Source organism: Bradyrhizobium sp. Pa8 (assembly GCF_052588265.1).
The window spans coordinates 8,930,394-8,955,659 of sequence record NZ_CP176767.1 but is presented as its reverse complement, the minus strand read 5'-3'; the positions used below and the strand labels follow the sequence as shown (position 1 = coordinate 8,955,659).

At 64.3% G+C, this 25,266-nt stretch carries 20 protein-coding genes; 9 read left to right on the top strand and 11 right to left on the bottom strand.

All coding sequences use genetic code 11. The annotated features are described in order from the left end of the window. Window positions 1-95 precede the first annotated feature (95 nt). The 5 genes from ACKWRH_RS42475 to ACKWRH_RS42455 are packed head-to-tail and all read left to right on the top strand — an operon-like array spanning window position 96 to window position 5,719. On the top strand, window positions 96-1,886 hold the full coding sequence (locus ACKWRH_RS42475; RefSeq protein WP_445218399.1) for a peptide ABC transporter substrate-binding protein: 1,791 nt from the start codon (window positions 96-98) through the stop codon (window positions 1,884-1,886). A gap of 30 nt (window positions 1,887-1,916) precedes the next feature. Continuing rightward, window positions 1,917-2,876 carry an ABC transporter permease gene (locus tag ACKWRH_RS42470; protein ID WP_445218398.1) on the top strand — a complete coding sequence of 320 codons (960 nt, stop codon included), beginning with the start codon at window positions 1,917-1,919 and terminating at the stop codon, window positions 2,874-2,876. After that, complete coding sequence (locus ACKWRH_RS42465) at window positions 2,842-3,759, top strand: ABC transporter permease (RefSeq protein ID WP_445218397.1); 918 nt, start codon at window positions 2,842-2,844, stop codon at window positions 3,757-3,759. Before ACKWRH_RS42470 ends, ACKWRH_RS42465 begins: the two co-directional genes overlap by 35 nt. Continuing rightward, window positions 3,759-4,754, top strand: coding sequence for an ABC transporter ATP-binding protein (locus ACKWRH_RS42460; protein ID WP_014491616.1), 996 nt, complete (start codon window positions 3,759-3,761; stop codon window positions 4,752-4,754). The genes ACKWRH_RS42465 and ACKWRH_RS42460 overlap by 1 nt, the downstream gene beginning before the upstream one ends. Then, on the top strand, window positions 4,751-5,719 hold the full coding sequence (locus ACKWRH_RS42455; protein ID WP_445218396.1) for an ABC transporter ATP-binding protein: 969 nt from the start codon (window positions 4,751-4,753) through the stop codon (window positions 5,717-5,719). The genes ACKWRH_RS42460 and ACKWRH_RS42455 overlap by 4 nt, the downstream gene beginning before the upstream one ends. 24 nt (window positions 5,720-5,743) lie before the next feature. On the opposite strand, the gene ACKWRH_RS42450 is transcribed toward ACKWRH_RS42455, so the two are convergent. The 4 genes from ACKWRH_RS42450 to ACKWRH_RS42435 all read right to left on the bottom strand — a co-directional run bounded on the left by ACKWRH_RS42450 (window position 5,744) and on the right by ACKWRH_RS42435 (window position 10,050). Beyond that, entirely contained in the window at window positions 5,744-6,367 is a 624-nt protein-coding gene (locus ACKWRH_RS42450; protein ID WP_445218395.1) for an HAD family hydrolase, read from the bottom strand. A 129-nt stretch (window positions 6,368-6,496) separates the two neighbouring features. After that, the gene (locus ACKWRH_RS42445; RefSeq protein WP_445218394.1) at window positions 6,497-7,522 is read right to left on the bottom strand and encodes a helix-turn-helix domain-containing protein; all 1,026 of its coding nucleotides are present in this window, start codon (window positions 7,520-7,522) and stop codon (window positions 6,497-6,499) included. 220 nt (window positions 7,523-7,742) lie between these two features. After that, window positions 7,743-9,647, bottom strand: a complete 1,905-nt coding sequence (locus ACKWRH_RS42440) for a sensor domain-containing diguanylate cyclase (RefSeq protein ID WP_445218393.1) — start codon at window positions 9,645-9,647, stop codon at window positions 7,743-7,745. A gap of 181 nt (window positions 9,648-9,828) precedes the next feature. Continuing rightward, window positions 9,829-10,050 (bottom strand): dodecin, encoded by a 222-nt coding sequence (locus tag ACKWRH_RS42435; RefSeq protein WP_445218392.1) that lies wholly within the window; start codon window positions 10,048-10,050, stop codon window positions 9,829-9,831. Between the two features lie 146 nt (window positions 10,051-10,196). Here ACKWRH_RS42435 and ACKWRH_RS42430 point away from each other — a divergent pair, with 146 nt between their 5' ends. Continuing rightward, window positions 10,197-11,078 carry a DMT family transporter gene (locus ACKWRH_RS42430; RefSeq protein ID WP_445218391.1) on the top strand — a complete coding sequence of 294 codons (882 nt, stop codon included), beginning with the start codon at window positions 10,197-10,199 and terminating at the stop codon, window positions 11,076-11,078. Between the two features lie 5 nt (window positions 11,079-11,083). Here ACKWRH_RS42430 and ACKWRH_RS42425 read toward each other — a convergent pair whose 3' ends face one another. After that, on the bottom strand, window positions 11,084-12,331 hold the full coding sequence (locus tag ACKWRH_RS42425) for a glycosyltransferase family 87 protein (protein ID WP_445218390.1): 1,248 nt from the start codon (window positions 12,329-12,331) through the stop codon (window positions 11,084-11,086). A 332-nt stretch (window positions 12,332-12,663) separates the two neighbouring features. Here ACKWRH_RS42425 and ACKWRH_RS42420 point away from each other — a divergent pair, with 332 nt between their 5' ends. Together ACKWRH_RS42420 and ACKWRH_RS42415 are read left to right on the top strand one after the other, a co-directional pair. Then, window positions 12,664-13,665 carry a glycoside hydrolase family 16 protein gene (locus tag ACKWRH_RS42420; protein ID WP_445218389.1) on the top strand — a complete coding sequence of 334 codons (1,002 nt, stop codon included), beginning with the start codon at window positions 12,664-12,666 and terminating at the stop codon, window positions 13,663-13,665. A gap of 2 nt (window positions 13,666-13,667) precedes the next feature. Beyond that, entirely contained in the window at window positions 13,668-15,152 is a 1,485-nt protein-coding gene (locus ACKWRH_RS42415; RefSeq protein WP_445218388.1) for a GH1 family beta-glucosidase, read from the top strand. A gap of 42 nt (window positions 15,153-15,194) precedes the next feature. Here the strand turns inward: ACKWRH_RS42415 and ACKWRH_RS42410 are convergent, their stop codons facing one another. Then, window positions 15,195-17,153 (bottom strand): WG repeat-containing protein, encoded by a 1,959-nt coding sequence (locus ACKWRH_RS42410; protein ID WP_445218387.1) that lies wholly within the window; start codon window positions 17,151-17,153, stop codon window positions 15,195-15,197. A 341-nt stretch (window positions 17,154-17,494) separates the two neighbouring features. Here ACKWRH_RS42410 and ACKWRH_RS42405 point away from each other — a divergent pair, with 341 nt between their 5' ends. Next, entirely contained in the window at window positions 17,495-18,784 is a 1,290-nt protein-coding gene (locus ACKWRH_RS42405) for an NAD(P)/FAD-dependent oxidoreductase (protein WP_445218386.1), read from the top strand. Window positions 18,785-18,874: 90 nt separating this feature from the next. Here ACKWRH_RS42405 and ACKWRH_RS42400 read toward each other — a convergent pair whose 3' ends face one another. The 5 genes from ACKWRH_RS42400 to ACKWRH_RS42380 all read right to left on the bottom strand — a co-directional run bounded on the left by ACKWRH_RS42400 (window position 18,875) and on the right by ACKWRH_RS42380 (window position 25,256). Further along, entirely contained in the window at window positions 18,875-19,432 is a 558-nt protein-coding gene (locus ACKWRH_RS42400) for an HNH endonuclease (protein ID WP_254123568.1), read from the bottom strand. Window positions 19,433-19,653: 221 nt separating this feature from the next. Next, complete coding sequence (locus tag ACKWRH_RS42395) at window positions 19,654-20,631, bottom strand: peptidyl-alpha-hydroxyglycine alpha-amidating lyase family protein (protein WP_445218385.1); 978 nt, start codon at window positions 20,629-20,631, stop codon at window positions 19,654-19,656. Between the two features lie 61 nt (window positions 20,632-20,692). Further along, window positions 20,693-22,468 carry a flavin-containing monooxygenase gene (locus ACKWRH_RS42390; RefSeq protein ID WP_445218384.1) on the bottom strand — a complete coding sequence of 592 codons (1,776 nt, stop codon included), beginning with the start codon at window positions 22,466-22,468 and terminating at the stop codon, window positions 20,693-20,695. A gap of 77 nt (window positions 22,469-22,545) precedes the next feature. Then, complete coding sequence (locus ACKWRH_RS42385) at window positions 22,546-23,631, bottom strand: DUF2855 family protein (protein ID WP_445218383.1); 1,086 nt, start codon at window positions 23,629-23,631, stop codon at window positions 22,546-22,548. A 98-nt stretch (window positions 23,632-23,729) separates the two neighbouring features. Continuing rightward, window positions 23,730-25,256: an acyl-CoA synthetase gene (locus ACKWRH_RS42380; RefSeq protein ID WP_445218382.1), complete on the bottom strand. Its 1,527-nt coding sequence runs from the start codon at window positions 25,254-25,256 to the stop codon at window positions 23,730-23,732. Window positions 25,257-25,266: the final 10 nt, after the last annotated feature.

Below are 25,266 nucleotides of genomic sequence, written 5' to 3'. Positions count from 1 at the left end.
GCGCGGCCCATTCGGTGTGCCATCTACCGCCAGCAAAACCCGGCGGCCGCGGCGCGGCTGCCTGCATCCATACGGGAACCAGACGGGGGACAACGATGCTGGATAAAGAACTGCGTTCGATGATCGGTCAGGTGAAGGACGGCCGGATGGACCGCCGCGCCTTCATCACGCGCATGGCCGCGGTCGGCCTCACGGCGCCGCTCGCCAACCAGATCCTCGCGCTTGGCGGCGTCGCCATGGCCGAGGGCGCCTCCACCTACAAGCCCACCAAGCGTGGAGGTGGTGGTGCGCTGAAGCTGTTGTGGTGGCAGGGACCGACCTTGCTCAATCCGCACTTTGCCACCGGCACCAAGGACCAGGACGGCGCGCGCCTGTTCTACGAGCCGCTCGCCTGTTGGGATCCCGACGGCAACATGAAGCTGGTTCTGGCCGCCGAAATTCCCTCGATCCAGAACGGTGGCCTCGCCGCCGACGGCAAGTCGGTGACCTGGAAGCTCAAGCCCGGCGTCAAATGGCATGACGGCACGCCCTTCACAGCCGACGACGTCGTGTTCAACTGGGAATATGCCAAGGATCCGGCGACCTCCGCACTGACGATCGCGACGCTCCGCGACATCACGGTCGAGAAGGTCGATGACCTCACGGTCCGCATCCTCTTCAACAAGCCGACGCCGTTCTGGGCCGACGCCTTTGTCGGGGCTCCCAACACCATCATCCCGAAACATCTGTTCAAGGACTATATGGGGTCCAAATCGCGGGAGGCGCCGACCAACCTCTCGCCGGTCGGTACCGGCCCCTACAAGTTCGTCGAGTTCAAGCCGGGCGATCTTGTCCGCGGCGTGATCAATCCCGATTACCACATGCCGAACCGCCCCTATTTCGATTCGATCGAGATGAAGGGCGGCGGCGATGCCGTCTCCGCCGCGCGCGCGGTGATCCAGACCGGCGAGTATGATTTCGGCTGGAACATCCAGGTCGAGGACGACGTGCTGCTGCGCCTGGAGAAGGGCGGCAAGGGCAAGACCGTCTACGCGGTCGGCGGCGACACCGAGTTCATCGCACTGAACTTCACCGACCCCAACACCGAGGTCGATGGCGAACGCTCGTCGATGAAGACCAAGCACCCGCTGTTTTCCGATCCGGCGGTGCGCAAGGCAATCTCGCTGCTGATCGATCGCGAGTCGGTCAAGAAGGCGATCTACGGCCGCGCCGGCCGCACCACCGCCAACTTCCTCAACGGTCCCGAAAAGTTCGTGTCCAAGAACACCTCGTGGGAATTCAGCGTGGAGAAGGCCTCGAAGATCCTCGACGAAGCCGGCTGGAAGCCGGGCGCCGACGGCATCCGCGAGAAGGACGGCAAGAAGCTGAAGCTCCTCTACCAGACCTCGATCAACGGCCCGCGCCAGAAGACGCAGGCGATCGTCAAGCAGGCCTGCCAGAAGGCGGGGATCGACGTCGAGCTGAAATCCGTCGTCGCCTCCGTGTTCTTTTCCTCCGACGTCGGCAATCCCGACACTTATTCCAAGTTCTACGCCGACATGGAGATGTTCCAGATCCCGCTGAGCCAGCCCGATCCGTCGCAGCACATGCGCCGCTATCTCTCGACCTTGGTCGCCACCAAGGAGAACAAGTGGCAGGGCACCAACTTCCCGCGCTGGGTCAACAAGGAGTACGACGCGACCATCCAGGCTGCGGACGGCGAGATGGATCCGGTCAAGCGTGCCGAGCTCTACATCAAGGCCAATGACCTCATGTACCAGGACACCGTGTTCATTCCGGTGCAGCACCGCCTGAAGGTCGAGGCGGCCGCCAATAATCTGCGGCCGGTCGTTTCCGGCTGGGCCAACGAGACCGACAATCTGTTCGACTGGTACCGGGAGGAATGATCACGCAGGCCTAAACCGGGATCGTCCTTTATGAGTCAGTATGTCCTGCGTCGTCTGCTGATCGCCATTCCGAGTCTGCTTGGCATCTCCCTGGTGCTGTTCGTCGTGCTTGCCCTGGCACCCGGCGATCCCTTCTCGGAACTGGCGACCAATCCGAACGTGCCGCCCGAGGTCGCTCTTGCGCTTCGGGCGAAGTTCGGCCTCGACGATCCGATCTACCTTCGTTACCTGCACTGGCTCAACGCCATGCTGCACGGTGACTGGGGTTTCTCCTTCGTCAGCCGGATGAACGTCGACACGCTGATCCTCCAGCGTCTGCCGGCGACGCTCTATGTGATCGGTTCGGCGCAGATTCTGGCGCTCCTGATCGCGATCCCGGTCGGGGTCTACGCGGCGACAAAGCCCTATTCGCTGTTCGACCAGATCGCCAACACGCTGGCCTTCATCGGCTTCTCGCTGCCGACCTTCTTCACCGGCATCCTGTTCATCCTGATCTTCTCGGTCACGCTGGACTGGCTGCCTTTCGTCTATACGACCGACATCAAGGGCACCGGCATCCATTGGGTGCTGGAGATGATCCGGCAGGCGATCATGCCGGTGGCGGTGCTCGGTCTGTTTCAGGCGGCGTCGATGACGCGTTTCGTTCGCTCGGCGATGCTCGACGTGATCCGGCTCGACTACGTCACCACTGCCCGCGCCAAGGGTCTTGGGCAGGCCAAGGTCATCGTCAAGCACGTCATGCGGAACGCCATGATCCCGGTCGTCACCCTGATTGCGTTGCAGATGCCGGCCGTGTTCGGCGGCGCCATCGTCACCGAGCAGATCTTCCGCATCCCCGGCATCGGCTCGCTGCTGATCTCCTCCATCCTTTCCAACGACACGCCGGTGGTGATGGCCGTTACCTTCGTCTTCGCGTGCCTCGTCGTGCTGTTCAATCTCATCGCGGACGTCCTTTATGGCTGGCTTGACCCTCGCATCTCCCTCCGCTGAGCGGCGCGTCTACTCGCCCTGGCGCGAGATGTGGCGGCGCTACAGCCGCCACAAGCTCGCCGTGGTCAGTGCGTTTCTGCTCCTCATTCTGATCCTGGCGGTGGTGGCCGGCCCCTTCGTCTGGCGGGTCAAGATCGACGACATCGACATCGTGGCGGGCATGCAGGGGCCGTCGTTCGCCCATCCGTTCGGCACCGACGATCTCGGGCAGGACATCCTGGCCCGCATGATCTATGGCGGCCGCATCTCGCTCGCGGTCGGCCTTGCCGCGATGTTGGTCTCGGTCTTCATCGGTGTCCTGATCGGCGCGCTCGCCGGCATGTCGCGCGGCGCGCTCGGCCACGGCCTGATGTGGCTCACCGATCTCTTCCTGTCCCTGCCGCAACTGCCGCTGCTGCTGCTGCTGATCTATCTCTTCCGCGACGGGCTGAAGCAGACGTTCGGTCCCGAAGGCGGCATCTTCATCCTGATCGTGCTCGTGATCGGCGGCTTGCGCTGGATGCCGGTCGCGCGGCTGGTGCGCGCGCAGTTCCTGTCGATCCGCGAGAAGGAGTTCGTCGAGGCCGCCCGTGCGCTCGGCGCAAGTCCGGTGCGCCAGGTGGTGCGGCACATCCTGCCCAATGCGCTCGGTCCGGTGATCATCGCCGGCACCATCGACGTCGCGGCCGCCATCATCGCGGAATCGACGCTGTCCTTCCTCGGCCTCGGCTTTCCGCCGGATACGCCGACCTGGGGCCGGCTCTTGTACGACGCCAAGGATTTCCTCGACATCGGCCCGCACTGGGCGCTGTTTCCGGGCGGCGCGATCTTCATCGCGGTGGTCGCCATCAACTTCATCGGCGACGGCCTGCGTGATGCGCTCGATGCGCGGCGGGTGATCTGATGGCGCCGCTGCTGGAAATCAAAGGGCTGAAAACCCACTTCTCGACCGACGACGGCATCCTGCAGGCCGTCGACGGTGTCGACATCTCGATCAACAAGGGCGAGACGCTCTGTGTCGTCGGCGAATCCGGCTGTGGCAAGACCGTGACCGCGATGTCGATCCTGAAGCTAATCGCCATGCCGCCCGGCCGCATCGCGGCGGGCCAGATCATCTTCGAGGGCCGCGATCTCGTGCCGCTGACGAGTCGTCAGCTCGACGAGATCAGGGCCAAGGAGATCGGCTTCATCTTCCAGGAGCCGATGACCTCGCTCAATCCGGTGCTCACCATCGGCGAGCAGATCGCAGAGAGCCTGCGCCGGCATGAAGCGGTGACGAAGAAGCAGGCGCTCGAGCGCACCATCGAGATGCTGAAGCTGGTGCAGATCCCCAACGCCGAAGGCCGCGTGCACAACTATCCGCACCAGTTCTCAGGCGGCATGCGCCAGCGCGTGATGATCGCGATGGCGCTCGCCTGCAGGCCGAAGCTGATCATCGCCGACGAGCCGACCACCGCGCTCGACGTCACCATCCAGGCGCAGATCCTCGACCTCTTGCAGGACATGAAGGAGCGCTTCGGCATGGCGGTGATGCTGATCACCCACGCCATGGGCGTCGTCGCCGAGACCGCGCAGCGCGTCGTCGTGATGTATGCCGGCAAGGTGGTGGAGGAAGCGCTCGTCGACGACCTCTTCGGCAATCCCGGCCACCCCTACACCCAGGGGCTGATCCGCTCGATCCCGCGCATCGATCTCGACAGCGAGCACAAGACAAGGCTCGAAGCGATCGGCGGCTCGGTGCCGATCCTGATCAATCCGCCGGTCGGTTGCCGCTTCGCCCCGCGCTGCAAGTTTGCCATGAACGTCTGCACCGAGAAGGAGCCGCTGCTGCGCGAGATCGCGCCCGGCCATCGCATGGCTTGTCACCTCGGAGATACGCAGTTGGGAGGCACGGCATGACCGAGCCCTTGCTCCGCGTCAGCGGCCTGAAGAAATATTTCCCCGTGCTTGGCGGCCTGCTGTCGCGCCAGGTCGGCAGCGTCTATGCGGTCGACGGGGTCTCGTTCTCGGTCAACCGCGGCGAGACGCTTGGCCTCGTTGGCGAATCCGGGTGCGGCAAATCCACCACCGGCCGCTGCGTGCTGCGCCTGATCGAGCCGACCGACGGCGAGGTCACTTTCGACGGCCAGGACGTGCGCAAGCTCGGCGGCAATGATTTGCGCGCGATGCGGCGGAATATGCAGCTGGTGTTCCAGGACCCGTTCGCCTCGCTCAATCCGCGCATGACGGTCGGCGCCATCCTCGGTGAGGCCCTGATCATCCATAAGCTCGGGTCGTCGGCCAAGGAGCGCGAGGAGCGCGTCGCCAGCCTGCTCGTGAAGGTCGGCCTCAAGGCGGAGCACATGCGCCGCTACCCGCACGAATTCTCGGGCGGCCAACGCCAGCGCATCGTGATCGCGCGGGCGCTCGCGGTCGAGCCGAAGCTGATCGTCTGCGACGAGCCGGTATCCGCGCTCGACGTGTCGATCCAGGCGCAGGTGATCAATCTGCTGGAGGATCTCCAGGCGGAGCTGAACCTCACCTATTTGTTCGTCGCGCACGACCTGTCGGTGGTCGAGCACATCTCCGACCGCGTCGCCGTGATGTATCTCGGGCGGATCGTCGAGCTGGCGAAAGCGAGCGATCTCTACCGCAATCCGCAGCATCCCTACACCAGGGCGCTGTTGTCGGCGGTACCGGTGCCCGATCCCAAGCTCAAGCGTGAACGCATTCGCCTCAAGGGCGACGTGCCGAGCCCTATGAAGCCGCCGTCCGGTTGCCACTTCCACACCCGTTGTCCGATCGCCCAGCCGCGGTGTTCGGAAAGCGCGCCGGAGCTGAAGGAAGGCGCGGGCGGGCACTTCGTGGCGTGCCACCTCGCCTGACGTCGCGCGAGGCGGTGCGCCCGTTCATCCGTCCCTGAGCAGGCCGTGCGCCGAAAGGGCCTGCCGGAAAGCCTCCACCGACGTGTGATGATGCGCGAAGAGGCCCGCTTCCCGCGCGCCGGCGACATTTGCCGCGAGGTCATCGACGAACAGAACGGTCTGCGGCGTCCTCTGTAGCTCCGACAGGCAGAGGCGATAGCAGCGCGGGTCCGGCTTCGCCGCCTTGAACCGGGCCGAAGTGTAGATGCGGGAGCCGAACAGCGGACGCAATTCCGGCAGTAGCGTGTCGATATGGTCGGCGACCAGCGTGGTATTGTTGGTCAGGACGGCAACATCGATGGTCTCATGCAGGCGGCGGGCAATCTCCAGCATCGCGCGATCGGCCTTCATCGAACGGCGGCGTGCCTCCACCCACTCATCGAGCGACAGAGGATAGCCGATGCGTTCGCCAAATCCCCGCAAATAGTCGGCGGCATCGAGCGTGCCGGAGTCGCCGAGAAGCTCGAATCCGGTCTCCCAGATCGCCGTGTAGACGAACTCACTGGTGGTCCCCGCAAGCTCCGCCAGAAACGCGACGCGCCTTCCTCTGTCGTATTCGCAGAGGACATTGTCCATGTCAAAGAGGACAAGCTTGATCTCGTCAGGCACGGGAACGCTCCCGGCCGGACCGAAACATCCGGCCGTGCTCAAAGTCATATCCCACCGGAACGCGGGCGACAAATCCGGGCGCAAAGGCCGAACGTTGCGATACGGGTGTCGAGCGTAGCAGCTTCGTGGCTACGAGGTGCGGCGGCGGGCCAGTTGATGCAGCACCGTGTCGATGGTCGGGACCGCACCGGTCTCGCGGAGCCAATGGTCGGCCAGCTCCCTCAGTTCGCCCGGCGTCAAGCCGAACTTGCGGCGGAATGCGCGAATGAAGGTGGAATCGCTGCTGAAGCGCATGCCGACGGCGAGGTCGATCAGCCGCGTGTCCTCCGCGGACGGCGATATCAGCTGGCGGAAAGCGAGATTGAGGCGCTGCTCCCTCACGTAGTGCGAGAGTCCGCCATCCGCCTCGAACAGCCGATAGAGGGTCGCGCGCGAGATCTGGAAGTGGCGGCACAACTCGTCTGCGGTGAGCGCATCGGTCTCGAGATTGTCCGCGATGCGGCGCTTGATCATCGCAAGATAAAGATGCCGCTCGGCGCGTTCGACTCCGGCCGCAATGTCGGCGGTCCCGCCGGCGGCTGCGGCAACGATGTCGGCGATCGCTTCGATCGTGGCTTCGGCGCTGCCGGCCTCGGGCTCGGGTGGCAGCGTAAGCGCAGCGTAATGGCTGGCAAGCAGGCGCGTATGAGGATGGTTTGACGGCAGCAAGGTTGCCGTGGCCGAATCCGGATGCGCGAGCCGTGGTGCCAGCATGGCGCGTTGCAGGATGATCGCCATCAGGCGGGTACGACTGCCGCCGCCGCGCAGCACGGTCCGGTTCGGCTGCGCCATGTCGATCAGGCAGATGGCGCCGGGCTCCATCGTCACCTCGCGTCGGCCCGAGCTGAACCGCATCTCGCCTTCGACACACAGGGTGATCTGAAAGTGATCCATCGCACCGCGGGCGACGTGCGCGGGTGTCCGGTCGTATTCCTGATCGGTCGCGCGCGTATCGACCAGCAACGCATTGCGGGTCATCATCGTCACGGTGGTGACATGGAAATCGTCCTCTGCGGTGAGCGGAACGACATCGCAGATGTCGGCCGTCATGGCGCGCAACTGTCTCAGCGCGTCCACCCCGCGCCCCGGGATGTCCGCCGGCATGGTCTCGTTCACGGCCGTCTCGTCTGCATTGCCCCACGATGAGGCCGTACCGCACGGACTCGATCGTCGAAGTCCGGCGGTCCCCCAACATCGCCTCGGCATGTAGCCATTCAGAAATCAGTGCGCAAGCGATGGTGGGCAGGATTTGGCGCGCGCCGATGTGCCGCATGTGCACACCGCGCTAGCCGCGCTTGCCAGCTACCCAGGAAAGGGCGGCGCCTGGCAGGCTTCGTCACGCGCTCTTCGCGGGCCAGGGCACGACCTGTCCCGACGTCACCATGCGGTCACGGCCGCTGTCCTTGGCGGCGTAGAGCGCGCGGTCGGCGCCAGCGACCAGCGTGTTGCAGTCCAGCACGGTCTGAGACGGAAGGCTCGTCGCAGCGCCGATGCTTGCCGTCACCAGCCGGGAGGGTTGATTCTGCGCATGCAGCATGGCGAGATCGTGCAGTGCCTGGCGAATCCCTTCGCCGACTTCGGCGCAACCCTCCGGGCCGGTGTTCGGCAACAGCACGGCGAATTCCTCGCCGCCGTAGCGCGCCGCGAGGTCAGCCGGGCGCCTGGCCTGAGTGGACAGGATCCGGCCGAGCGCGCGCAGGCATCCGTCGCCGGCCTGATGACCGTAATGGTCGTTGAACTTCTTGAAATGATCGACATCGATCAACAGGAGCGAGATCTGCGTGCCGTCGCGCCGGGCGCGCGCCCATTCCTCCGCGAGGCGTTCGTCGAACGCGCGGCGGTTGGCAAGGCCGGTCAGGCCATCGGTGGTCGCGAGCGAGGCGAGTTTGTCCTGCAAGTCCTTCTGCTCGGTCATGTCGCGCACGACCGCGACGACGCCGTCGATCTCTCCGCTGTCGGAGGCGCGGGTCACGTGCAACGCCGCCTCGGCCCAGATATCGCCTTTGTCGCGATGGCGCTGGCGATAGACGAACCGCGCTTCCTCGGCCTCGCCGTTCTTCAGCGCGGCGATGGCCTGCTCGACCCGCTCCATGTCGTCCGCGTGGATGCCGGCCACCGCCGAGCTGCCGAGCAGTTCGTCGGGAGACCAGCCGATGATGCGTACGCACGAGGGAGAGACGTAGAGCAGTCGGTTGTCCAGCCCGATCCGGGATACCATATCGCTGGATTGCTCGGCGAGCAGGCGGAAATGGGCTTCATTCGCGACCAGGGCCTGCGCCATTCGCTGCCGCTGCCAGAGCTGGCGGACCAGGTAGAAGCCGATCACCGCGATCAGCACGACCAGGCCGAGCACGAAGGCCGTGCGTACGGCCGCCGCGCGTCGCCAGGGCGCCAGCACGTCGTCCTGCGACTTGCTTGCCAGCACGATCAGCGGATAGCGGCTGCTGCGCTGGTAGTAGCTCAGCCGCTGCACGCCATCGAGCGGTGACTTGAAATAGTAGACCGCCGCCGCCGGACGGCTCTCCCAATCCCTGAACAGCGGCGCCTTGGACAGGTTGCGGCCGACAAAGGCGCTGTTCTCGTCGTGGCTGCGCGCCAGCATGATACCGGCGTTGTTGAGCAGCGACGCCGAGCCGTTCGGCCCGAAATCGAAGCGCTCGTAGAACTTGACGAAATAGCTGACGTCGAGCGTGAGCAGCGCGACGCCGGCAAAGCTGCCGTCGGGGTGGTTGATCCGGCGTGACGCGGTGATGATCCACTGGCCGCCGGCGCGGCTCTTGATGGGCGGTCCGATCAGCGTGCCCGTGTCCGGAGAGTCGCGATGGTGCTGGAAATATTCGCGGTCGCTGTTGTTGAGCTTGGAGAAGTCGAGGCGCTCGGTCGTGGCAAGCCAGCGACCCGTCGCGTCATAGACGAAGATGCCGCGGATGCGGTCCGATGATTTGCGGGTCGGCAGATAAGTCTGGAGCTTTGCGATCGTGTCCGGGCCGGTTCCGTCGAGTTCGAGCCGATGAACCAGTCCGACCAGGATCGTATCGGCGAGCTCGAACGTGTCGTCGGCGTGCTGGACCAGCGAATGCGCGAGGTTGGCGACGTCGACCTCGGCGTTCCTGAGATCGGCATTGTGCGTTTCCCATTCGCGCCAGACGCTCAAGCCGAGGATCGCGACGCAGATCAGCACGACGAAGCCCGCCGCCCAGAGCGGAAGGCGCGTCTTGCCGAGTTCGCGGCTCGTCACCATCGGGCTTGCTCCAAATCGGTGCAAACCTCTCACTTTGGTCTTAACGGCCTGTTGCAACTTCCGCGATGATTTTGCGCGTCCGTAGTCCGCCGGATGAGGTCGTCGATATTTTGATCGACTCTCATCGTCGGATGTTAACCACGCCGCCGCGGCATGACGGTTTCGCGCGGCGTCCGCCGCGTCAGTCCATCAGCGTGAAGCCGACGCGTAGCGTCACCTGGTAGTGGCGGACAGCGCCGTTCTCGATGTGACCGCGTGTCTGCACCACCTCGAACCATTTCATTTCGCGAATGGTCTTGGCGGCGCGGCTGATCGCGTTCTTGATCGCATCCTCGATGGAGGTTTCGGATGATCCGACCAGCTCCAGGATCTTGTAGACGTGATCCGTCTCGGCTGTGGGCATGGTACGTCTCCCTCGTTTGCGTTGCGGCACCACCGCCACCCGCTCCCATTTGAACGGGTACCGGCGTTCCGGGTTCCATCGTCCGCCATGGCCCGCATGCGCCAGCCGAGGTGGAGTGCGCCGCACCCGCCTGCTAAGCGCTGTCCATGGATTCGGCGCGGCGCGACAGGACGATCGGCTTTCTCTGCCTCGGTGTGACCGCGTTCGGCTGGGCGCTGAACTGGCCATTGATGAAGCTGCTGCTCCAGCAATGGCCGCCGCTGTTCGCGCGCGGGCTGGCCGGCGTCTGCGCCTCGCTCATTCTCGGCGCGCTGGCACTGAGCCGGAAGGAATCCTTCGCCGTTCCGCGCGAGGCGATTCCGCGGCTGTTGTTTGCGACCCTCACCAACGTCCTTGCCTGGATGGGGCTCGGCACGGTCGCGATGAAATATGTGACCGTGAGCGAGGGGGCTCTGCTCGCCTATACGATGCCGATCTGGGCCATGCTGTTCGCCTGGCCGGTGCTGGGTACGCGGCCGACCATGCGGGATATTTGGGGTCTCGTCCTCGGTGTCGCCGGCGTCGCGCTGCTCCTCGGCGGCCACGACTTTGCGTTCGGCGCCGACAAGCTGCTCGGCATCGCGCTCGCGCTGCTCTGCGCCATCCTGTTCGCGCTCGGCAATGTGCTCAACCGCAAGCCGCTGCCGATGCCGCCGCTCGTGGTCGTCGCCTGGCAGGTTGGGCTCGGCTGCGCCACGATGCTGATCCTCGGCATCCTGTTCGAGCAACCCGATATCACCGCGATCACCCCGCTGGGACTCGGCTGCTTCGTCTATATGACGCTGGTGCCGATGGGCGTCTGTTACGTCACCTGGTTCGAGACGTTGCGCCGCCTGCCGCCGACCTCGGCCTCGACCGGCATGCTGATCGTCCCCGTGATCGGCGTCGTCTCCGCCGCGATCATCCTGAGCGAGCCGCTGGGCCTGCGCGAATGGGCGGCGATGGCGCTAACGCTCGGCGGCGTGACGCTGGCGTTGCAGCGGGCCTAGAGCCGTTATTCTGCGGCCTGCGACAGGATGGGCGCCGGCTGCGTCCCGCGCCACAGCAGCCGCAGCAGCAGGATCAGGAGCGTCATCAGGGCGAAGCCGCCCAGGGCGGGCGCGAAATGTTGGTCGGGATCGGCCTTCTGCCCGAATTGCACCGCGAGCCGCCCCGACTGCAACAGACCATAGGCTCCGGCAAACAGGATCAGCCCGTATATGACGCTCCGCTCGCGCGGGCTCGCCATCCTGGCGAGATCGGGCAGCATCAGGGCCAGACCGATCCCGACCATCGGCAGATCGTAATCATAGGCATAGGGGCTGATCATCACGGATACCATCACGGCGGCACCGAGCGTGAAGGCCGGTGCAGCGCCCCGCGCCGCACCGAGAAGGACGGCGAACAAGGCCAGCCCGGCAACGGCCGTCTGTCCCCAGAAGGCGGCGCTTGCGGGAAGGCCGGCTTTGTACAGCGCCGCATAGGTCGAGATCATGCGGAAGAGTGGATAGAAGCCCTGCTCGAGATAGCCTGCCGATTCCCTGATCGCCCCGAGCCACGCGAACCAGATCTGCCACCCGAAGAGGAGCGTGCAGAGCAGTGAGCTCGCCAATACGACGGCCGCGGCCGTTCCGAGCGCAATCCAGCGCCGCGTCACCAGCAGATAGACGCCGGCGGCAATCGCCAGGTGCGGCTTGATCACCATGGCGCCGAGCGCGAGGCCGGCCAACAGCTGCCGCCGCTCCACGTTGAGACAGACCAGCCCGATCAGCGCCCCCGTCAGAAAGCCGTTCTGCCCGCAGCCGATGGTGATCGCCATCGCCGGAAACAGGATCACCAGCACCTGCGCGAAATTCCGGCCGGCGATCGCCCGGAGCGTCACGAGATAGAGCGCAAGGGTCGCGGCGGTGAACAGGAGATAGCCGACGCCGACCGGCAGGAATGCGAACGGCGCGAGCAGGAGGTCGTATTGCGGCGGATAGGTCCAGGGCATGAAGCCGGTGGCGCCGCCGGCGGCCTCCATCTGCATCTTCAGCAGGGCATCGAAATGATAGACTTGGTCGAGATCGCCGCGCCAGACGTGCTGCGCGACGATGTGGAAGGCATCGAAGTCGGCGAGCTCGCGATCCGTCCAGCCGCCGAAGCGTGCGAACCAGAAGGCCTTGAAGACCGCGATCGACGCCAGCGCCACCAGCACGAAGCGGATATATGCAGCCCGCTTCGACGGCGAGGACTGAACCGCTTCCAGCGTCTCGGCAAACATGAGCGACGACCTTGGACCTGATGGATCGGCGGTTCGACGGGCAGGGCCGCGGATCCCGGCCAAACTGCCATCGGAGGCTTAAGGGACGGTAACGAATGCGGAAGGATTTGGGACCGGCGCCTCTCTGGCGGCGCCGGGGCGCGCGGAACTGGCCCGGTTGGCGCCGATAGTGCGCCCGGGCTGACGCGATTTCCGGCCGACGCGAATGCGATGTCGAGATGACCTCTTCGAAATCGCCCGCCCGCACAGATGGCCGTGCTTGCCCGCTCGAAGACAGGCGAGCTAACCTGCTCATATCCTGCCAAGTTTTCTGCCATGTTCGATGTGCGGTGATGATCGACAGTTGGACAAAGGGCGCTCTGGTTGCGATCGGCCTGTCTGCCGTGCCCGCGCCGGGCGTCGCGCAGGACGATCTCGATGCTGCGCCCGGCACGATGACGCTGCAAGTGACCACCGATCCCTCCATGATCGAGTGCCGCAAGCTTGAAACGGCCAATCCCGCCTTGCTCGCGTTCCTGCCGCTGCGCCGGACTTTCAACGATGACTTTGACGAGCATCCGCTTGCGACAGGTCGCTGGGTGCCGCATTACGCCGGCGGTGCGGCGTGGCCGGAAGCGCGCTATTGGGGCGGCGACGGCTCCGACTTCAAGCGCAAGACCAGCGCCAATGGCGAGCAGCAGATCTACGTCGATCCGCGCTATTCGGGGCGTGCGGGGACGCCGCTTGGGCTTGATCCGTTCAAGGTGAAGGACGGTGTGCTCTCGATCGTCGCCAGCCGCACGCCGCCGGAGCTGAAGTCCGTTCTGTTCAACAACGAGTACATCTCGGGAATCCTGACGACCCAGGGCACGTTCGCGCAGAAGCACGGCTATTTCGAAATCCGCGCCAAGGTGCCGGTCGGCCATGCGGTCTGGCCGGCGTTCTGGATGCTGGCGGACGACGGCGGCTGGCCGCCGGAGGTCGACGTGCTGGAAGGCCGCGGCGAGCGGCCCGGCGATCTCGTGATGACTACGCATTGGCGGATTCCGTCGACCCAGAAGATCCAGTCCTGTGGCTTCGACTATGCGGTCGGCGACGCCTCCAGCGTGTTCCACAATTATGGTGTGCTGTGGGAGGAGGATCGCCTGGTCTATTTCATCGACCGCAAGCCGGTCTCCGACATCAAGGTGCCGATCGGCTTCGACGATCCCATGTACATGATCGTCAATCTCGCGATCGGATCGAAATTCTTTGTCGGCGTCGGCCCCGTCGATGCGGAATCGCCGCCCACCGTCGCATTCGAGATCGACCGGATTTCCGCCTATCAGATCGATATGGAGCAGGCTCGGAGATAGCGATGTCAGCTGATGTCTCGCGGCGCGATCTTGCGAAGCTCGCGGGGCTCGCCGCGCTTGGTGCAGCGGCGGGTGCCAGGGCTGCAGATAACAAGGCTGCAGACAATGAGACGCCCGCACCGGCCGATCGCCACGCGCACGCGCCCTTTCCCAAGGATTTTTTGTGGGGCACGGCGACCTCGTCCTACCAGATCGAGGGCGCCGTCGATGAGGATGGCCGCGGCAAGTCGATCTGGGACATTTTCAGTCACACGCCCGGCAAGATCGAGGACGGCTCGACCGGCGACCGCGCCAATGAGCATTATCACCGCTACAAGGATGACGTCGCGTTGATTGGGGCGCTCGGCGTCAAGGCCTACCGCTTCTCGATTGCGTGGCCGCGGGTGTTTCCGGATGGATCGGGCCAGCCCAATCCGAAAGGGCTCGATTTCTACAACCGGCTCGTCGACGAGCTGCTCGCGAACGGCATCGAGCCCTATGCGACGCTCTATCACTGGGACCTGCCGCAGGCGCTCCAGGATCGCGTCGGCGGCTGGCAGTCGAGCGACACCTCGAAGGCCTTTGCAGATTACGCCGCCTATGTCGCCGCGCGCCTGACCGATCGGGTCAAAACCATCTTCACCGTGAACGAGGTCGGGCGCTTCGTGAATTTCGGCTATGGCTGGGGCATCGACGCGCCCGGCCTCAAGCTGCCGGTGCAGCAGCTCAACCAGGCGCGCCATCACGTCGCGCTGGCGCATGGGCTCGCCGTGCAGGCGATCCGTGCGTCGGGCCGCGCCGGCACCCGTGTCGGTGCGGCCGAGAATATCGCAGCCTGCGTGCCCGCGATCGCAACGCCGGAAAATATCCGCGCTGCCGAGATCGCAACGCGTGAGCTCAACGCCGGGTTTCTTGGCGTGGTGCTGGAGGGCAAGTACACCGACGGCTTCCTCGCCTATGCCGGCGCGGATGCGCCGAAATTCACCCCTGAGGAGTTGAAGATCATCGGCACGCCGAACGATTTCGTCGGGCTCAACATCTACGCGCCGCAATACTACGTCGCGGCCTCCGATCGCGCGTCGGGCTTCCGCGTGCTGCCGTTCCCGACCTCGTTCCCGCACATGAACTCGGAATGGCTGCGGGTCGGCCCCGAGGTGATCTACTGGGCCCCGCGTCTCGCCGCAAAAATCTGGAACATCGAGACCATCTATATCAGCGAGAACGGCACCTCGTCCGAGGACAAGATCGCCAGTGACGGCCAGGTCTACGATCTCGACCGCATCATGTTCCTGCGCAATTACCTGACCCAGATGCAGCGTGCGATCGCCGAGGGCGTGCCGATTCGCGGCTATTTCCTGTGGAGCCTGATGGACAATTTCGAATGGGTCTTCGGCTACGGCAAGCGCTTCGGCCTCTACCGGGTCGACTTCGAGACCCAAGCGCGCGTGCCGAAGCTGAGCGCGGCATTCTATCGGGATGTGGTGATGCGTAACGCGATCGGAGTTTGAGCTGGAACCAAAGCACGTATCATCGGCCTGTGTAGATCGAACTCATGGCTCGATCTTGCATTCGAACCGCGGTGCCAGGGATGGTGCCGGATTGACATCGGAGCAGGCGATCCCTGGGACTGAATGGTTGCGTCGGTCGATCGGGCACCATCTGCCGGCCTGCTTGGCCCAGGCAATGCCACGATCGCGCGGCCCGAAATAGACCGGCTCGTCATATTGCGGCTCGACCATCACATGCCCGGCGGTGTCGACCAGCCCCCACTTTCCGTTTCTCAAGAACGTCAGCAATCCGAAGTCGAGGTTGATACCGACGCGTTCGGCGTCGGCGTCGATCCAGACCTCGCCGGCGGGAGACAGGATCACGCGTTTTCCGCCAGCTTGGGACATGATCGCGTTGCCGATATCGCACATGACGCCCGGGCGAGGTTGCATGACCCAGGATTGATCCTTGAGCCGCATGATGCCTGTCGCTCCGTCGGTCGAAGCAAAGACGGTGCCGTCTTGTCGGATTCGAACGGCGTCGAATTTGGGCTCGATCAGCCATGTCCCATCCGATTTCATGACGCCGCGCTTACCGTCAATGGACGCGACAAAAGGATCGGGATTGGTCGAAAGGTAGTCGAATCGGGGCTCGACGAGCCAACTCCCGTCGGACCTGATGCGTCCCCATTTGCCATCGACTTTGGCATTCCTGGCATCCCGTCCTATTCGCACGACTGCCTCGAACTGCATCGGCGCGATAGGCTGCAAGCGTGCGTCAACAAGCTGGAACGTGTCTCCGGTTTGCAGGGTGTACGGCGGTGCGGCGCCACATGTCGCATCGATCAACCGACTTCCAGGAGGTTGCAGAGGATTTCCGCCTTCCGTGAAATACAGCCATTGCTTGTTCTTGTAGGCGATCAGCCGCTTGTCTTCACAATACTGGACGGGTTGATCGAACGCTGCGTCGAGCACAGTACGGCCGTCGAGGTCCAGAAGACCCCAGTGGTCCGCCTGCTTGAAGTGCCATCCGTACGGCACCTCGGAGGAGCCTCCGTTACGCGCAATCGCCAGATAAATTTGCTGGTGATTGGTTTGGAATATCCAGGATCCAGACTTGTCAATCACGCCGAAGCTGCCGTCTCGTTTTGCCGATGTGCGCCCAAGGCCGAGCCTGAACGGCCAAGCCGTGTCGAAGACGGGCTCGATGGCGAATTTCCCTGTGCCATCAATGAAGCCAACCTTGCTGCTGAGAGTCACGCGCGCCAGGCCGTCACTTAGGGCTTCCGCCCGCTGAAACTTCGGCTCGACCAGCCAGCTTCCATCGGCTTGCAACAACCCCCACAATCCGCCTCTTTCAACCCAGCGAACTGATGGACTTGTCTTGTCGAATTCGCGCGATGGCGGCGCCGCCGGTTCTATCCATTGTCCGGAGAGATCGATCACGCCATTCGTCTTGAATTCGAGGGGGGCGGAGACACTGACGCTGTTTGAGGTGTAGGTGGTCCTTATCCCCGAGAAATCCTCGGCGCCAATGGTTCCGCCGCGTCGCGGAAAATCCGACACGCGGAAGCGGTCGGGACCGATCGCCTCGATGAAGCCGTATGTCGGCGCGAAGATCATCTTGCCGTCACGATCGATCAGGCCCGACTTGCCCCCGACCTCGACTTGCGCAAAGCCAAACTTGTAGTCGTCCACGAGGCCGTATTGCGGTGCGGCGACCTCGTGCCCTTCGTTGTCGACGAAGCCGTACAGTCCTCCGCTGCGAACTGCGGCGCGTTTGTCCGAGAAGTCGCCGACCCAATCGTATCGCGGCGGCACGGCCACCGAACCGTCAGGCCGAACCGCGCCGCACAGGCCGCCCGGGAAGGTGCACACGGCCAACGGAGAGTCCACCAGCTTGCCGGATCCCGAGCGGTCCTTGGCCGCGATCTCGGCTTGAAGGACGGCCTTGCCGACAGGCGTAAGCTCCGACGGCATGTCCTGTGCAGTCGCGCCATTCGTGAACGCGAGAACAAACAATGCGACTCTGAACCAGCTGCATGCACCCATCGCGACTTTCCCGGTATTCCGATTTTGGTCGAATACCGATGATCCGTGGCGAGAACGTGTCAAAACATGATGTTACAACCTAAGAGATTGCGCCGCATCGAGTCTGGCGAGTACCGCAGCTGAACGCGGCGTTCTGTCGTAACGCTTGGGCATCGCGGCCGCTCCGTTGCAATCGAAACAAAGATCCCGCGATTCGAAACATTCCCGTAGTGCGGTCTACGCACAGAAAGGTGGTGAATCGAACCAAAGGAATAAGTATGAGCCGTCATTTTGGGCAACGCGCGGTTGTCATCGGAGCTGGGATTGGAGGATTGTCTGCCGCCGGTGCGCTTTCTTCCTCCTTCCAGGAAGTCGTCATTCTCGAACGCGATGTCCTGCCGGCTTCGATCATGTCCCGCGCCGGCGTTCCCCAGGATCGGCATCCGCATCTTCTTCTGGCCGGTGGACTGCAGGCCCTCGACTCCCTTTTCCCGGGTTTCGCGCAGGATCTTGCCGCCGCCGGTGCAGTTCCCGTGAATGTCTTCAAGGACGTCCAGTACGAGCGGCCAGATGTTGGCGCGCTGCCAAGGCGTGACTGCGGGACGTCGCTGCTGTGTGGCTCGCGGCCGCTGATCGAGCATACGCTGCGCCGAAAGGTGACTGCGATCGCCAATGTCAAAGTGCAATCGCAGAGCCGCGTGATGGAGATTGTGCCGGCTGCAACCCGGCCGATGGTGAAATTCGAGAACGACGCAGGTGTTGGTGCGGCGATCGAGGCGGATCTCGTGGTGGACGCATCCGGCCGCGGCGCGCCGACGCTCGGCCTGCTCGATGTGCTTGGCTGGGAGCGGCCGCAGGAGACCGTCGTGGGCGTCGACATCAGCTACACCACCGCGGTTCTGCGGCCGGGGCGAACCTCGTTCGACTGGCAAAATCTGGTCACGTTGCCCGATCCCGCCACGTCGGCGACAGCCGGCTTGATCATTCCTCTCGAAGGCGGGCGCTGGTTTACATCGATCTCCCATCACGGCGCGACGAATCGCCCCGGCACGTGGGAGGACTATCTTGCGGCTGCGCGCCAATTGAAGACGCCGGCGATCTACAACGCAGTCTACAAGCTCTTGCCACCCGGAGGCCTCCGGCATTTCGTGTTTGACGCGAGCCGCTGGCGGCATTTTGAACGGCTCAAGCGGCTGCCGCGCGGGATTCTCCCCGTGGCGGACTCGCTGTGCCGGTTCAATCCGGTCTACGGGCAGGGCATGACGGTCGCCGCGCGAGAGGCAAAGTTGCTGCGCGAGATCCTGGATCGCGTCGCCGGGGAGGCGGACCCGATCGAGGCCCTCCAGGCTGGGTTCATGTCCGAAGTGGGCGCGCTGCTTCAGGCACCCTGGAACATGGGCGTGAACGCTGACTTCGCCTATCCAACCACGCACGGCGAGCGCCCGGAGCGGTACGAGGAAAGCCGGCAGTTCGAAGCCGCTCTATTCCGGGCTGTCGTGGCCGATCCGGTGGTCCAGCGCGCGTTCTCGGATGTCGTGCAACTCATAGAGCCGTTCGACCTGATCAATTCGCCCGATATCCGCCAACGAATCGAGGCTCATTCGCTGGCGCAGAATGCGTGACGTTCGATGAAACGAACCGAGGACCCGACGGGTCGTCGATCTTTCGATTTCAGCAGGTCGCACGAACGGCCGAGCGCGAACAGCGTCGCCCTACGGATCCAGCTCCGTATCCCAGTAGAGATAATCCAGCCAGCTGTCGTGCAGATAGTTCGGCGGGAACAGGCGGCCGTTGCGGTGGAGCTGGTGCACGGTCGGGGCGAAGGCGTGCTGGCGCGGAAACATCTTTGCTTGCGCCGGCGTCAGATTGCCCTTGCGCAGATTACAGGGCGAGCATGCCGCGACCACGTTCTCCCAGGTGGTCTGGCCGCCTTTGCTGCGCGGGATGATGTGATCGAAGGTGAGGTCTTCCGGCGAGCCGCAATACTGGCAATTGAAACGATCGCGCAGGAAGACGTTGAACCGGGTGAACGCGGGATGCGTGGTCGGCTTGACGAAGGATTTGAGCGAGACGACGCTCGGCAGCTGCATTTGCAGCGTGGGACTGTGAACCGCCTGATCGTAATGCGCGACGATGTTGACGCGGTCGAGGAACACCGCCTTGATCGCGTCCTGCCACGACCAGAGAGACAGCGGGTAGTAACTCAGCGGCCGGAAGTCCGCATTCAGCACCAACACCGGCCAACTACCTTGCGAGACATGTGCGTTCAAGTAACGCTCCCGGCCTCCAATATACGCTGCGAAGCAGCATGTACTGACATACTACATGCAGCGTGACGGGATTGTGAAGCCCGTTGAGCGACTTATTCAGATGCAAGCAATGCGGCGGCGGGGTGGCAAAGCGCTCAAAACCGCCGTGATTTGGGGGGGCGAGGACGCCGCCGCGGGAGGCAGGGTCGACCCGACAGCGCATCGCGGCCTCGCCCGCCCAACTATTCCCGCATCCGCTCCAGCTTCTGCAAACACCGCGTCGCGCGCACCACGGCCGGCATTTCCTGGTCTCCGAAGCTGGCCTTCCAGTTGGTGACGCCGACTTCGCCGACATAGATGTCGCCCCTGGAGTCCAGCGCGAGGCCGTGCGGCGCCAAAAACTTCCCGCTGGCTACGCCTGGCCCGTTCTCGCCGCCGAGCCGCGCGATGCGGTTGCCCTTGGCGTCCACGATCGACAGCCGCGGGCCGAGATTGGGCACGTTGCGGTTGATGTCGAGGCCGGGTCCGAGCTCGCCGATCACGAAGGTCGGGCTCTTGGCTCCGCCGCAGCAGCATAGCGCGCAGGGGCGATGCAGATTGTTCCACTGCGTCTCGTACTTGCCCTCGCCATTGAAGACCTGCACGCGGTGGTTCTCGCGGTCGGCGACATAGACCCAGCCGTCTGCATCGGTGGCGATGTTGTGCACGATGTTGAACTGGCCGGGATCGGTACCGGGCTCGCCCCAGCTCTTCATCAGTTTGCCGTCGGGCGTGAACTTGTGCACGCGCGCATTGCCGTAGCCGTCGGAGACGTAGATCTCGCCCTTCGGCGACAGCGCGGTGTGGGTGCAGCGATGGAACGGCTCGCCGCTCATGAACGGCGACGGCTTCTCGGGGATGCCGATCGTCAGCAGCACCTTGCCGTCGGTGGTGCATTTGCGCACGGTGTGGTCGCCGTCATCGGTGCAATAGAGATTGTCTTCGGCATCGATGTGCAGGCCGTGCGCGCGGGAGAACAGGCCTTCGCCCCAGCTCCGGAGGAAATTGCCCTCGCGATCCAGCACCACCATCGGATGGGCCCCGCGGTTGAAGACGTAGACGCGGTCCTTGCTGTCGACGGCGACCGAGGCGACGTCGGTCAGCGTCCAGCCGTCGGGCAGCTTCGCAAAATTGTCGACGACGCGGTAGCGGTGCTCGCCGGTGCCGAGAGTGGCAGGCATTGATCTTTCCTTCCTTTAGCTATGTCTGACCCGCTGGTCTGCGCTCGCAATGACCAGGGGCTCAAGCCGTACCCGCCTCACGCCCCAAAATCCCTTCCTCGATCGCCTTGATCTGGAGCGCGAGATATTTCGAGTTGATCCGGCACTGCGCGAGGCTGCCGGCGATGAACCAGAGGCCGGGTTGCCCGGTGCGTGCATACATGTTGCGCAGCTCGAGGCCGTCGCCAAAGCCCCAGACCGGTCCGACGCGGTCGGCGACGCCGTCGCCGAACAGTTTTCGCACCAGATATTCCTGAGGCTTGTAGCCGGTGGAGAGCACGATGAGGTCGGCCGGAATGGTCGCGCCGTCCTTCATCCGTGCGCCTTCGGCCGTGAAGCCCTCGATGTCGTCGAACTGCTTCAGCCCGATCGCGCCCCCGACTATGAGGTTGGAGCAGCCGACATTGAAGTAATAGCCACCGCCGCGGGTGAGGTATTTGAACTGCCAGCCGGTGCCGGCCTCGCCGAAGTCGAGCTTGAATCCGACTTTGCGCAGGCCGTCGAGCAGCTCCTTGTCGAGCTCCTTCGACTGCTCGGTCAGCATCACATGGGTTTTCTTCGCGAGCGGCGTCGGCATCGAGGTTGCGATCAGGTCGTTATCCTCAAGCGTGCCTTCGTTGTAGGTCGCATAGGCGAGCTGGGCCGACGGCTCGATATTGGTGACCAGCGTCGGCGACCGCTGCACCAGCGTTACTTCGGCGCCGCTGGAGCAGAGATCCTGCGCGATGTCGTGGCCGCTGTTGCCGGTGCCGATCACGATGGCGCGCTTGCCGGTCCAGTTCTCGCCGTCCTCGTAGCGGCTGGAATGCAGCAGCGTGCCCTTGAAATTGGCGAGGGTCGGAATATCAGGCACGTTGGCGATGCCGCTGACGCCGGTCGCCATCACAACATGGCGCGGCTGCATGGTGTGCTTGCTGCCATCGGCGCGTCGCAGCGTGACGGTCCAGCAGCCCTTCGCGTCGTCATAGCTGCCGCCCTCGAACTCGGTGCCGGTCCAGAAATCCAGCTCCATCGCGTCGACATAGGCTTCGAACCAGTTGGCGAGCTTGTCCTTCGGGATGTAGGTCGGCCAGTTCGGCGGGAACGGCATGTAGGGCAAATGATTGACCTGCACCTGGTTATGCAGGGTCAGCGCGTGATAGCGCTTGCGCCAATTGTCACCGATCCGCGTCTCGCGATCGACGATCAGTGTGTCGACCTTCAATTGCTTCAGCCGTGCTGCAATCGCAAGGCCGGCCTGGCCGCCGCCGACCACCAGCACGGCAGGATCGCGATCGGCGTAGTCGCGCGCTGCGTTACGCAAATCGAGCCAGTTCGGCCCGCGGAAATCGCGTGAATAGGCCTGCCCCCGCGGACGCGACGTGCCGAGCTGCTCCTCGAAGCCTTTGAGCTCATCGAGCGCGGTGAGCAGCGTCCACGCCTTCAGCCGGTCGCCATCGCCGGTATCGGGCACGAGCCGGACGATACCGCTGCCGCGGCCGATCACGGTCTCGAAATTGAAGATGATCTCGATATTGCTGGTGCCGGCGCGCGTGACCCAGCGCGGCGCCGCGCGGTTGGGCGCGATCGTGAAGCTGGTCGGCACCGCCGGTGGCGCGAGCGCCCTCAGCGCTTGGGCAATCCGGTCGTGGCCAGCGATCGTCTGCAGGTTCCAGCTCAGCGCCAGCACATCGCGCCAAAAACTGTCGGTGAGGAAGAGATGGTCGAGTGCGGCCGCATCGGGCTTGCCGAGCGTGCGCTCGAACTCGTCGAGCCAGGCTTGCGCCGAGACGGAAATATCCTTCGTCTTATCCAGCATGCGCGACCTCGTGGCCGTCTTCGCGGCGTTTCCTCTGAGGTTGACGCTATACCGGTTCGATGGGCCTCGAAAGCGGTTTACCCGAGCAACGAGAGCATGTGGCCCTGCTCCGGCGGAATACGCCCTTTCAGCGTGTCGAGAAACACCTGGCGCACCGCGTCGGGGCCGCGGCCCTCGACCACGGTCAGGCTTCTCTCCAGCAGCGGCGCAAAGCCGGACCATGCCGCGCCAAAGCGCTGCTCGATGCCGCCCGGGCCCCATTCCTTGGCGCGCTTGCGGATCTGGTCGGGCGCGAAGAACCAGCGCGGCTTTGCCCCGGGCAGCGCGCCCTCGTCCGGCTCGGTAGCGCGATGCGTCAATCCGACGCGTACGGAGCATTTCATCCGGTCGCCGAAGTGCTGATGCAATCCGGCGCGCAGCGCGCTGTTGCCGGCCATGTCGACGAAGGCGACCGGCGCATCCGATGGCAACGACGCAATGCGGTCATAGGTGATGACCTCGTCATAGCAGCCGAGCGAAGTGACGAAGCCGGCATTGCCGGCGGACGTCAGCGCGATCACCTTGCGGCCGCGGGTGTGCAGCAGATGGGCGAGGCCGAACGCAGTCTTGCTCGAGGCGCTGGAGAGCAGCACGGTGCGTGCGCCGAAGTCGTCGTTCTCGGCCAGAAAGTCGTCGACCAGGAACGACAGCATGAACAGCGGCCGCAGCAGCGCCTGGTAGTCGCCATTTCTGTTGGCGTAAGCGGGATCGCCGCTGACGCGGGCATAGGCGTTGTAGACCGGCGCCACGCCCTGCCGGTGTGCGGCACCATCGCGAAGGCCGCGCTTGCCGACATCGGTCGCCTCGATGACGAGATGCGTCGCCATCGGGAAATAGCCGAACAGGCGCTCGCCCACGGCGACGTTCGGATGCCTGGAGGCGACCACCTCGCCAAAGCCCCATACTGGAATGTTGCCAAAACCGTTCGGCGCGGGAAAGAGCTGCCAGTATTTCAACTCGTCGCCCATCACCGCGTAGGTGATGTTGTTGGCGGTGAAGGCGAAGCGGTCGATCTTCACGAGCAGGGCGTCAGGCGGCAGCTCATCCGCGCCGGGAAGCTCGGTCGTGATCACCTTGCACTGGTCGAGGTCATTTTTCGTAACGACGAAGTCGATCGATGTCATGGCTTTGATCCCGGCTCTGTCCGTGCCGGCATTTCATCGTTCACCCATGATCCTTTTGCAACAGCAACATAGTTTAAAACGCCGTTCGCAGCCGTTCGTTACGCGCCGGCGCGTGCGTGGCCCGCCCAATACGGCTCCCGCAGCTTGCGCTTGAAGATCTTTCCCGTCGCCTCGCGCGGCAGCGCGTCGCGGAATTCGACGTCCTTCGGCACCTTGAAATTGGCAAGCCGCTCGCGCAGGAACGACTGGACCGCGGCGGGCGAGAGCGCTGCGCCGGGCTCCGGCTCGACATAGGCGCAGAGCCGCTCGCCAAATTCGGCGTCGGGAATGCCGAACACGGCGCAATCGCGCACGCCGGGCATTCCGATCAGCGCGTTCTCGATCTCGGCGGGGTAGATGTTGACGCCGCCGGAGATCACCATGTCGCGCTTGCGGTCGCACAGGAACAGATAGCCATCCTCGTCGAGATAGCCCACGTCGCCGACGCTGACGAGACCGTCGCGGCCGGCCTCGGTGCGCGCCTCGGCCTTGCCGTGATAGTCGAAATCGGGCACCGAGGCCTGCCGCATGTAGATCTCGCCGGGTTCGTTGACGTCGCACGGGCTGCCGTCGGCGCGGAAGATCTTGACGACACCGCCCTCGATGGTGCGGCCGACGGTGCCGGGCTTCTTCAGCGCCTCCGCCGCGGAGTGCCACACCGGAATCCCGGTCTCGGTCGAGCCGAAATATTCGTTGATGACGCCTCCCCACCAATCGATCATCGCCTTCTTCACGTCGGGCGGGCAGGGTGCCGCGCCATGAACGACAAAGCGCAGCGAGGACAAGTCGTAACGTCGCTTCATTTCGTCGGGCAGCCGCAGCAGGCGCACGAACATCGTCGGAACCATGTGCATGTGCGTGACGCGATGGCGCTCGACCAGTTGCAGCAGGTCTTCGGGATCGAAGCGCGGCTCCAGCACGATGGTGCAGCCACTCCGATAGGCCAGCATGCCGTAGGAGTGCGGAGCGGAATGGTACATCGGGCCGTTCATCAGCACGACCTGATCCTCGTTCGGCTTCACGCCGTAGGCGATCGCCCCGACGCGCTCGGAGGCCGCGACCTGCTCGGGGCGCATCGGCATGCGCCGCACGCCCTTCGGCATGCCCGTCGTGCCCGACGTGTAGAACATCGGCGCGCCGCGACGTGGCGGCTGCGCGAGTTCCGCCTGGCTATCCCGCCATTTGTCCCAATCGGTCAATCCGTCCGGCACCCTTGTGCGCGCGGCGGGGATATCGAACGCGCCGGCGATCTCCGGCGGCGTCGGCACGACCATGAGCGCCAGGCCCTCCGGCAGGCCGTCGTGAATCTGCGGCAGCAGGTCGGCATGGCAGATCAGGATGTCGGCGCCGCTGTCGGCCAGGATATAGCGGACTTCGGCGGCCTTCAGGTGCCAGTTGATCGGCACCACCGGGCGGCCGAGCGCGGCGGAGGCCGCGACCACTTCGAACAGGGCGAAGTCATTGCGCAGCATCATGGCGACCGGCGCGCTCTCGCGTCCGCCGAGCGTGCTGATCCCGCCTGCAGCCCGTCTGATCCGCGCATGGAGTTCTGCATAGTCGATCCGGCGCTCGCCGCTGATGATCATGGGACGTCCT

What these genes read in the sequence shown, in the direction of transcription:
- ACKWRH_RS42475 (WP_445218399.1), top strand. Translation starts at nt 96, where the DNA reads ATGCTGGATAAAGAACTGCGTTCGATGATCGGTCAGGTGAAGGACGGC.
- ACKWRH_RS42470 (WP_445218398.1), top strand. Translation starts at nt 1,917, where the DNA reads ATGAGTCAGTATGTCCTGCGTCGTCTGCTGATCGCCATTCCGAGTCTG.
- ACKWRH_RS42465 (WP_445218397.1), top strand. Translation starts at nt 2,842, where the DNA reads ATGGCTGGCTTGACCCTCGCATCTCCCTCCGCTGAGCGGCGCGTCTAC.
- ACKWRH_RS42460 (WP_014491616.1), top strand. Translation starts at nt 3,759, where the DNA reads ATGGCGCCGCTGCTGGAAATCAAAGGGCTGAAAACCCACTTCTCGACC.
- ACKWRH_RS42455 (WP_445218396.1), top strand. Translation starts at nt 4,751, where the DNA reads ATGACCGAGCCCTTGCTCCGCGTCAGCGGCCTGAAGAAATATTTCCCC.
- ACKWRH_RS42440 (WP_445218393.1), bottom strand. Translation starts at nt 9,647, where the DNA reads ATGGTGACGAGCCGCGAACTCGGCAAGACGCGCCTTCCGCTCTGGGCG.
- ACKWRH_RS42435 (WP_445218392.1), bottom strand. Translation starts at nt 10,050, where the DNA reads ATGCCCACAGCCGAGACGGATCACGTCTACAAGATCCTGGAGCTGGTC.
- ACKWRH_RS42430 (WP_445218391.1), top strand. Translation starts at nt 10,197, where the DNA reads ATGGATTCGGCGCGGCGCGACAGGACGATCGGCTTTCTCTGCCTCGGT.
- ACKWRH_RS42425 (WP_445218390.1), bottom strand. Translation starts at nt 12,331, where the DNA reads ATGTTTGCCGAGACGCTGGAAGCGGTTCAGTCCTCGCCGTCGAAGCGG.
- ACKWRH_RS42420 (WP_445218389.1), top strand. Translation starts at nt 12,664, where the DNA reads ATGATCGACAGTTGGACAAAGGGCGCTCTGGTTGCGATCGGCCTGTCT.
- ACKWRH_RS42415 (WP_445218388.1), top strand. Translation starts at nt 13,668, where the DNA reads ATGTCAGCTGATGTCTCGCGGCGCGATCTTGCGAAGCTCGCGGGGCTC.
- ACKWRH_RS42395 (WP_445218385.1), bottom strand. Translation starts at nt 20,631, where the DNA reads ATGCCTGCCACTCTCGGCACCGGCGAGCACCGCTACCGCGTCGTCGAC.
- ACKWRH_RS42390 (WP_445218384.1), bottom strand. Translation starts at nt 22,468, where the DNA reads ATGCTGGATAAGACGAAGGATATTTCCGTCTCGGCGCAAGCCTGGCTC.
- ACKWRH_RS42385 (WP_445218383.1), bottom strand. Translation starts at nt 23,631, where the DNA reads ATGACATCGATCGACTTCGTCGTTACGAAAAATGACCTCGACCAGTGC.
- ACKWRH_RS42380 (WP_445218382.1), bottom strand. Translation starts at nt 25,256, where the DNA reads ATGATCATCAGCGGCGAGCGCCGGATCGACTATGCAGAACTCCATGCG.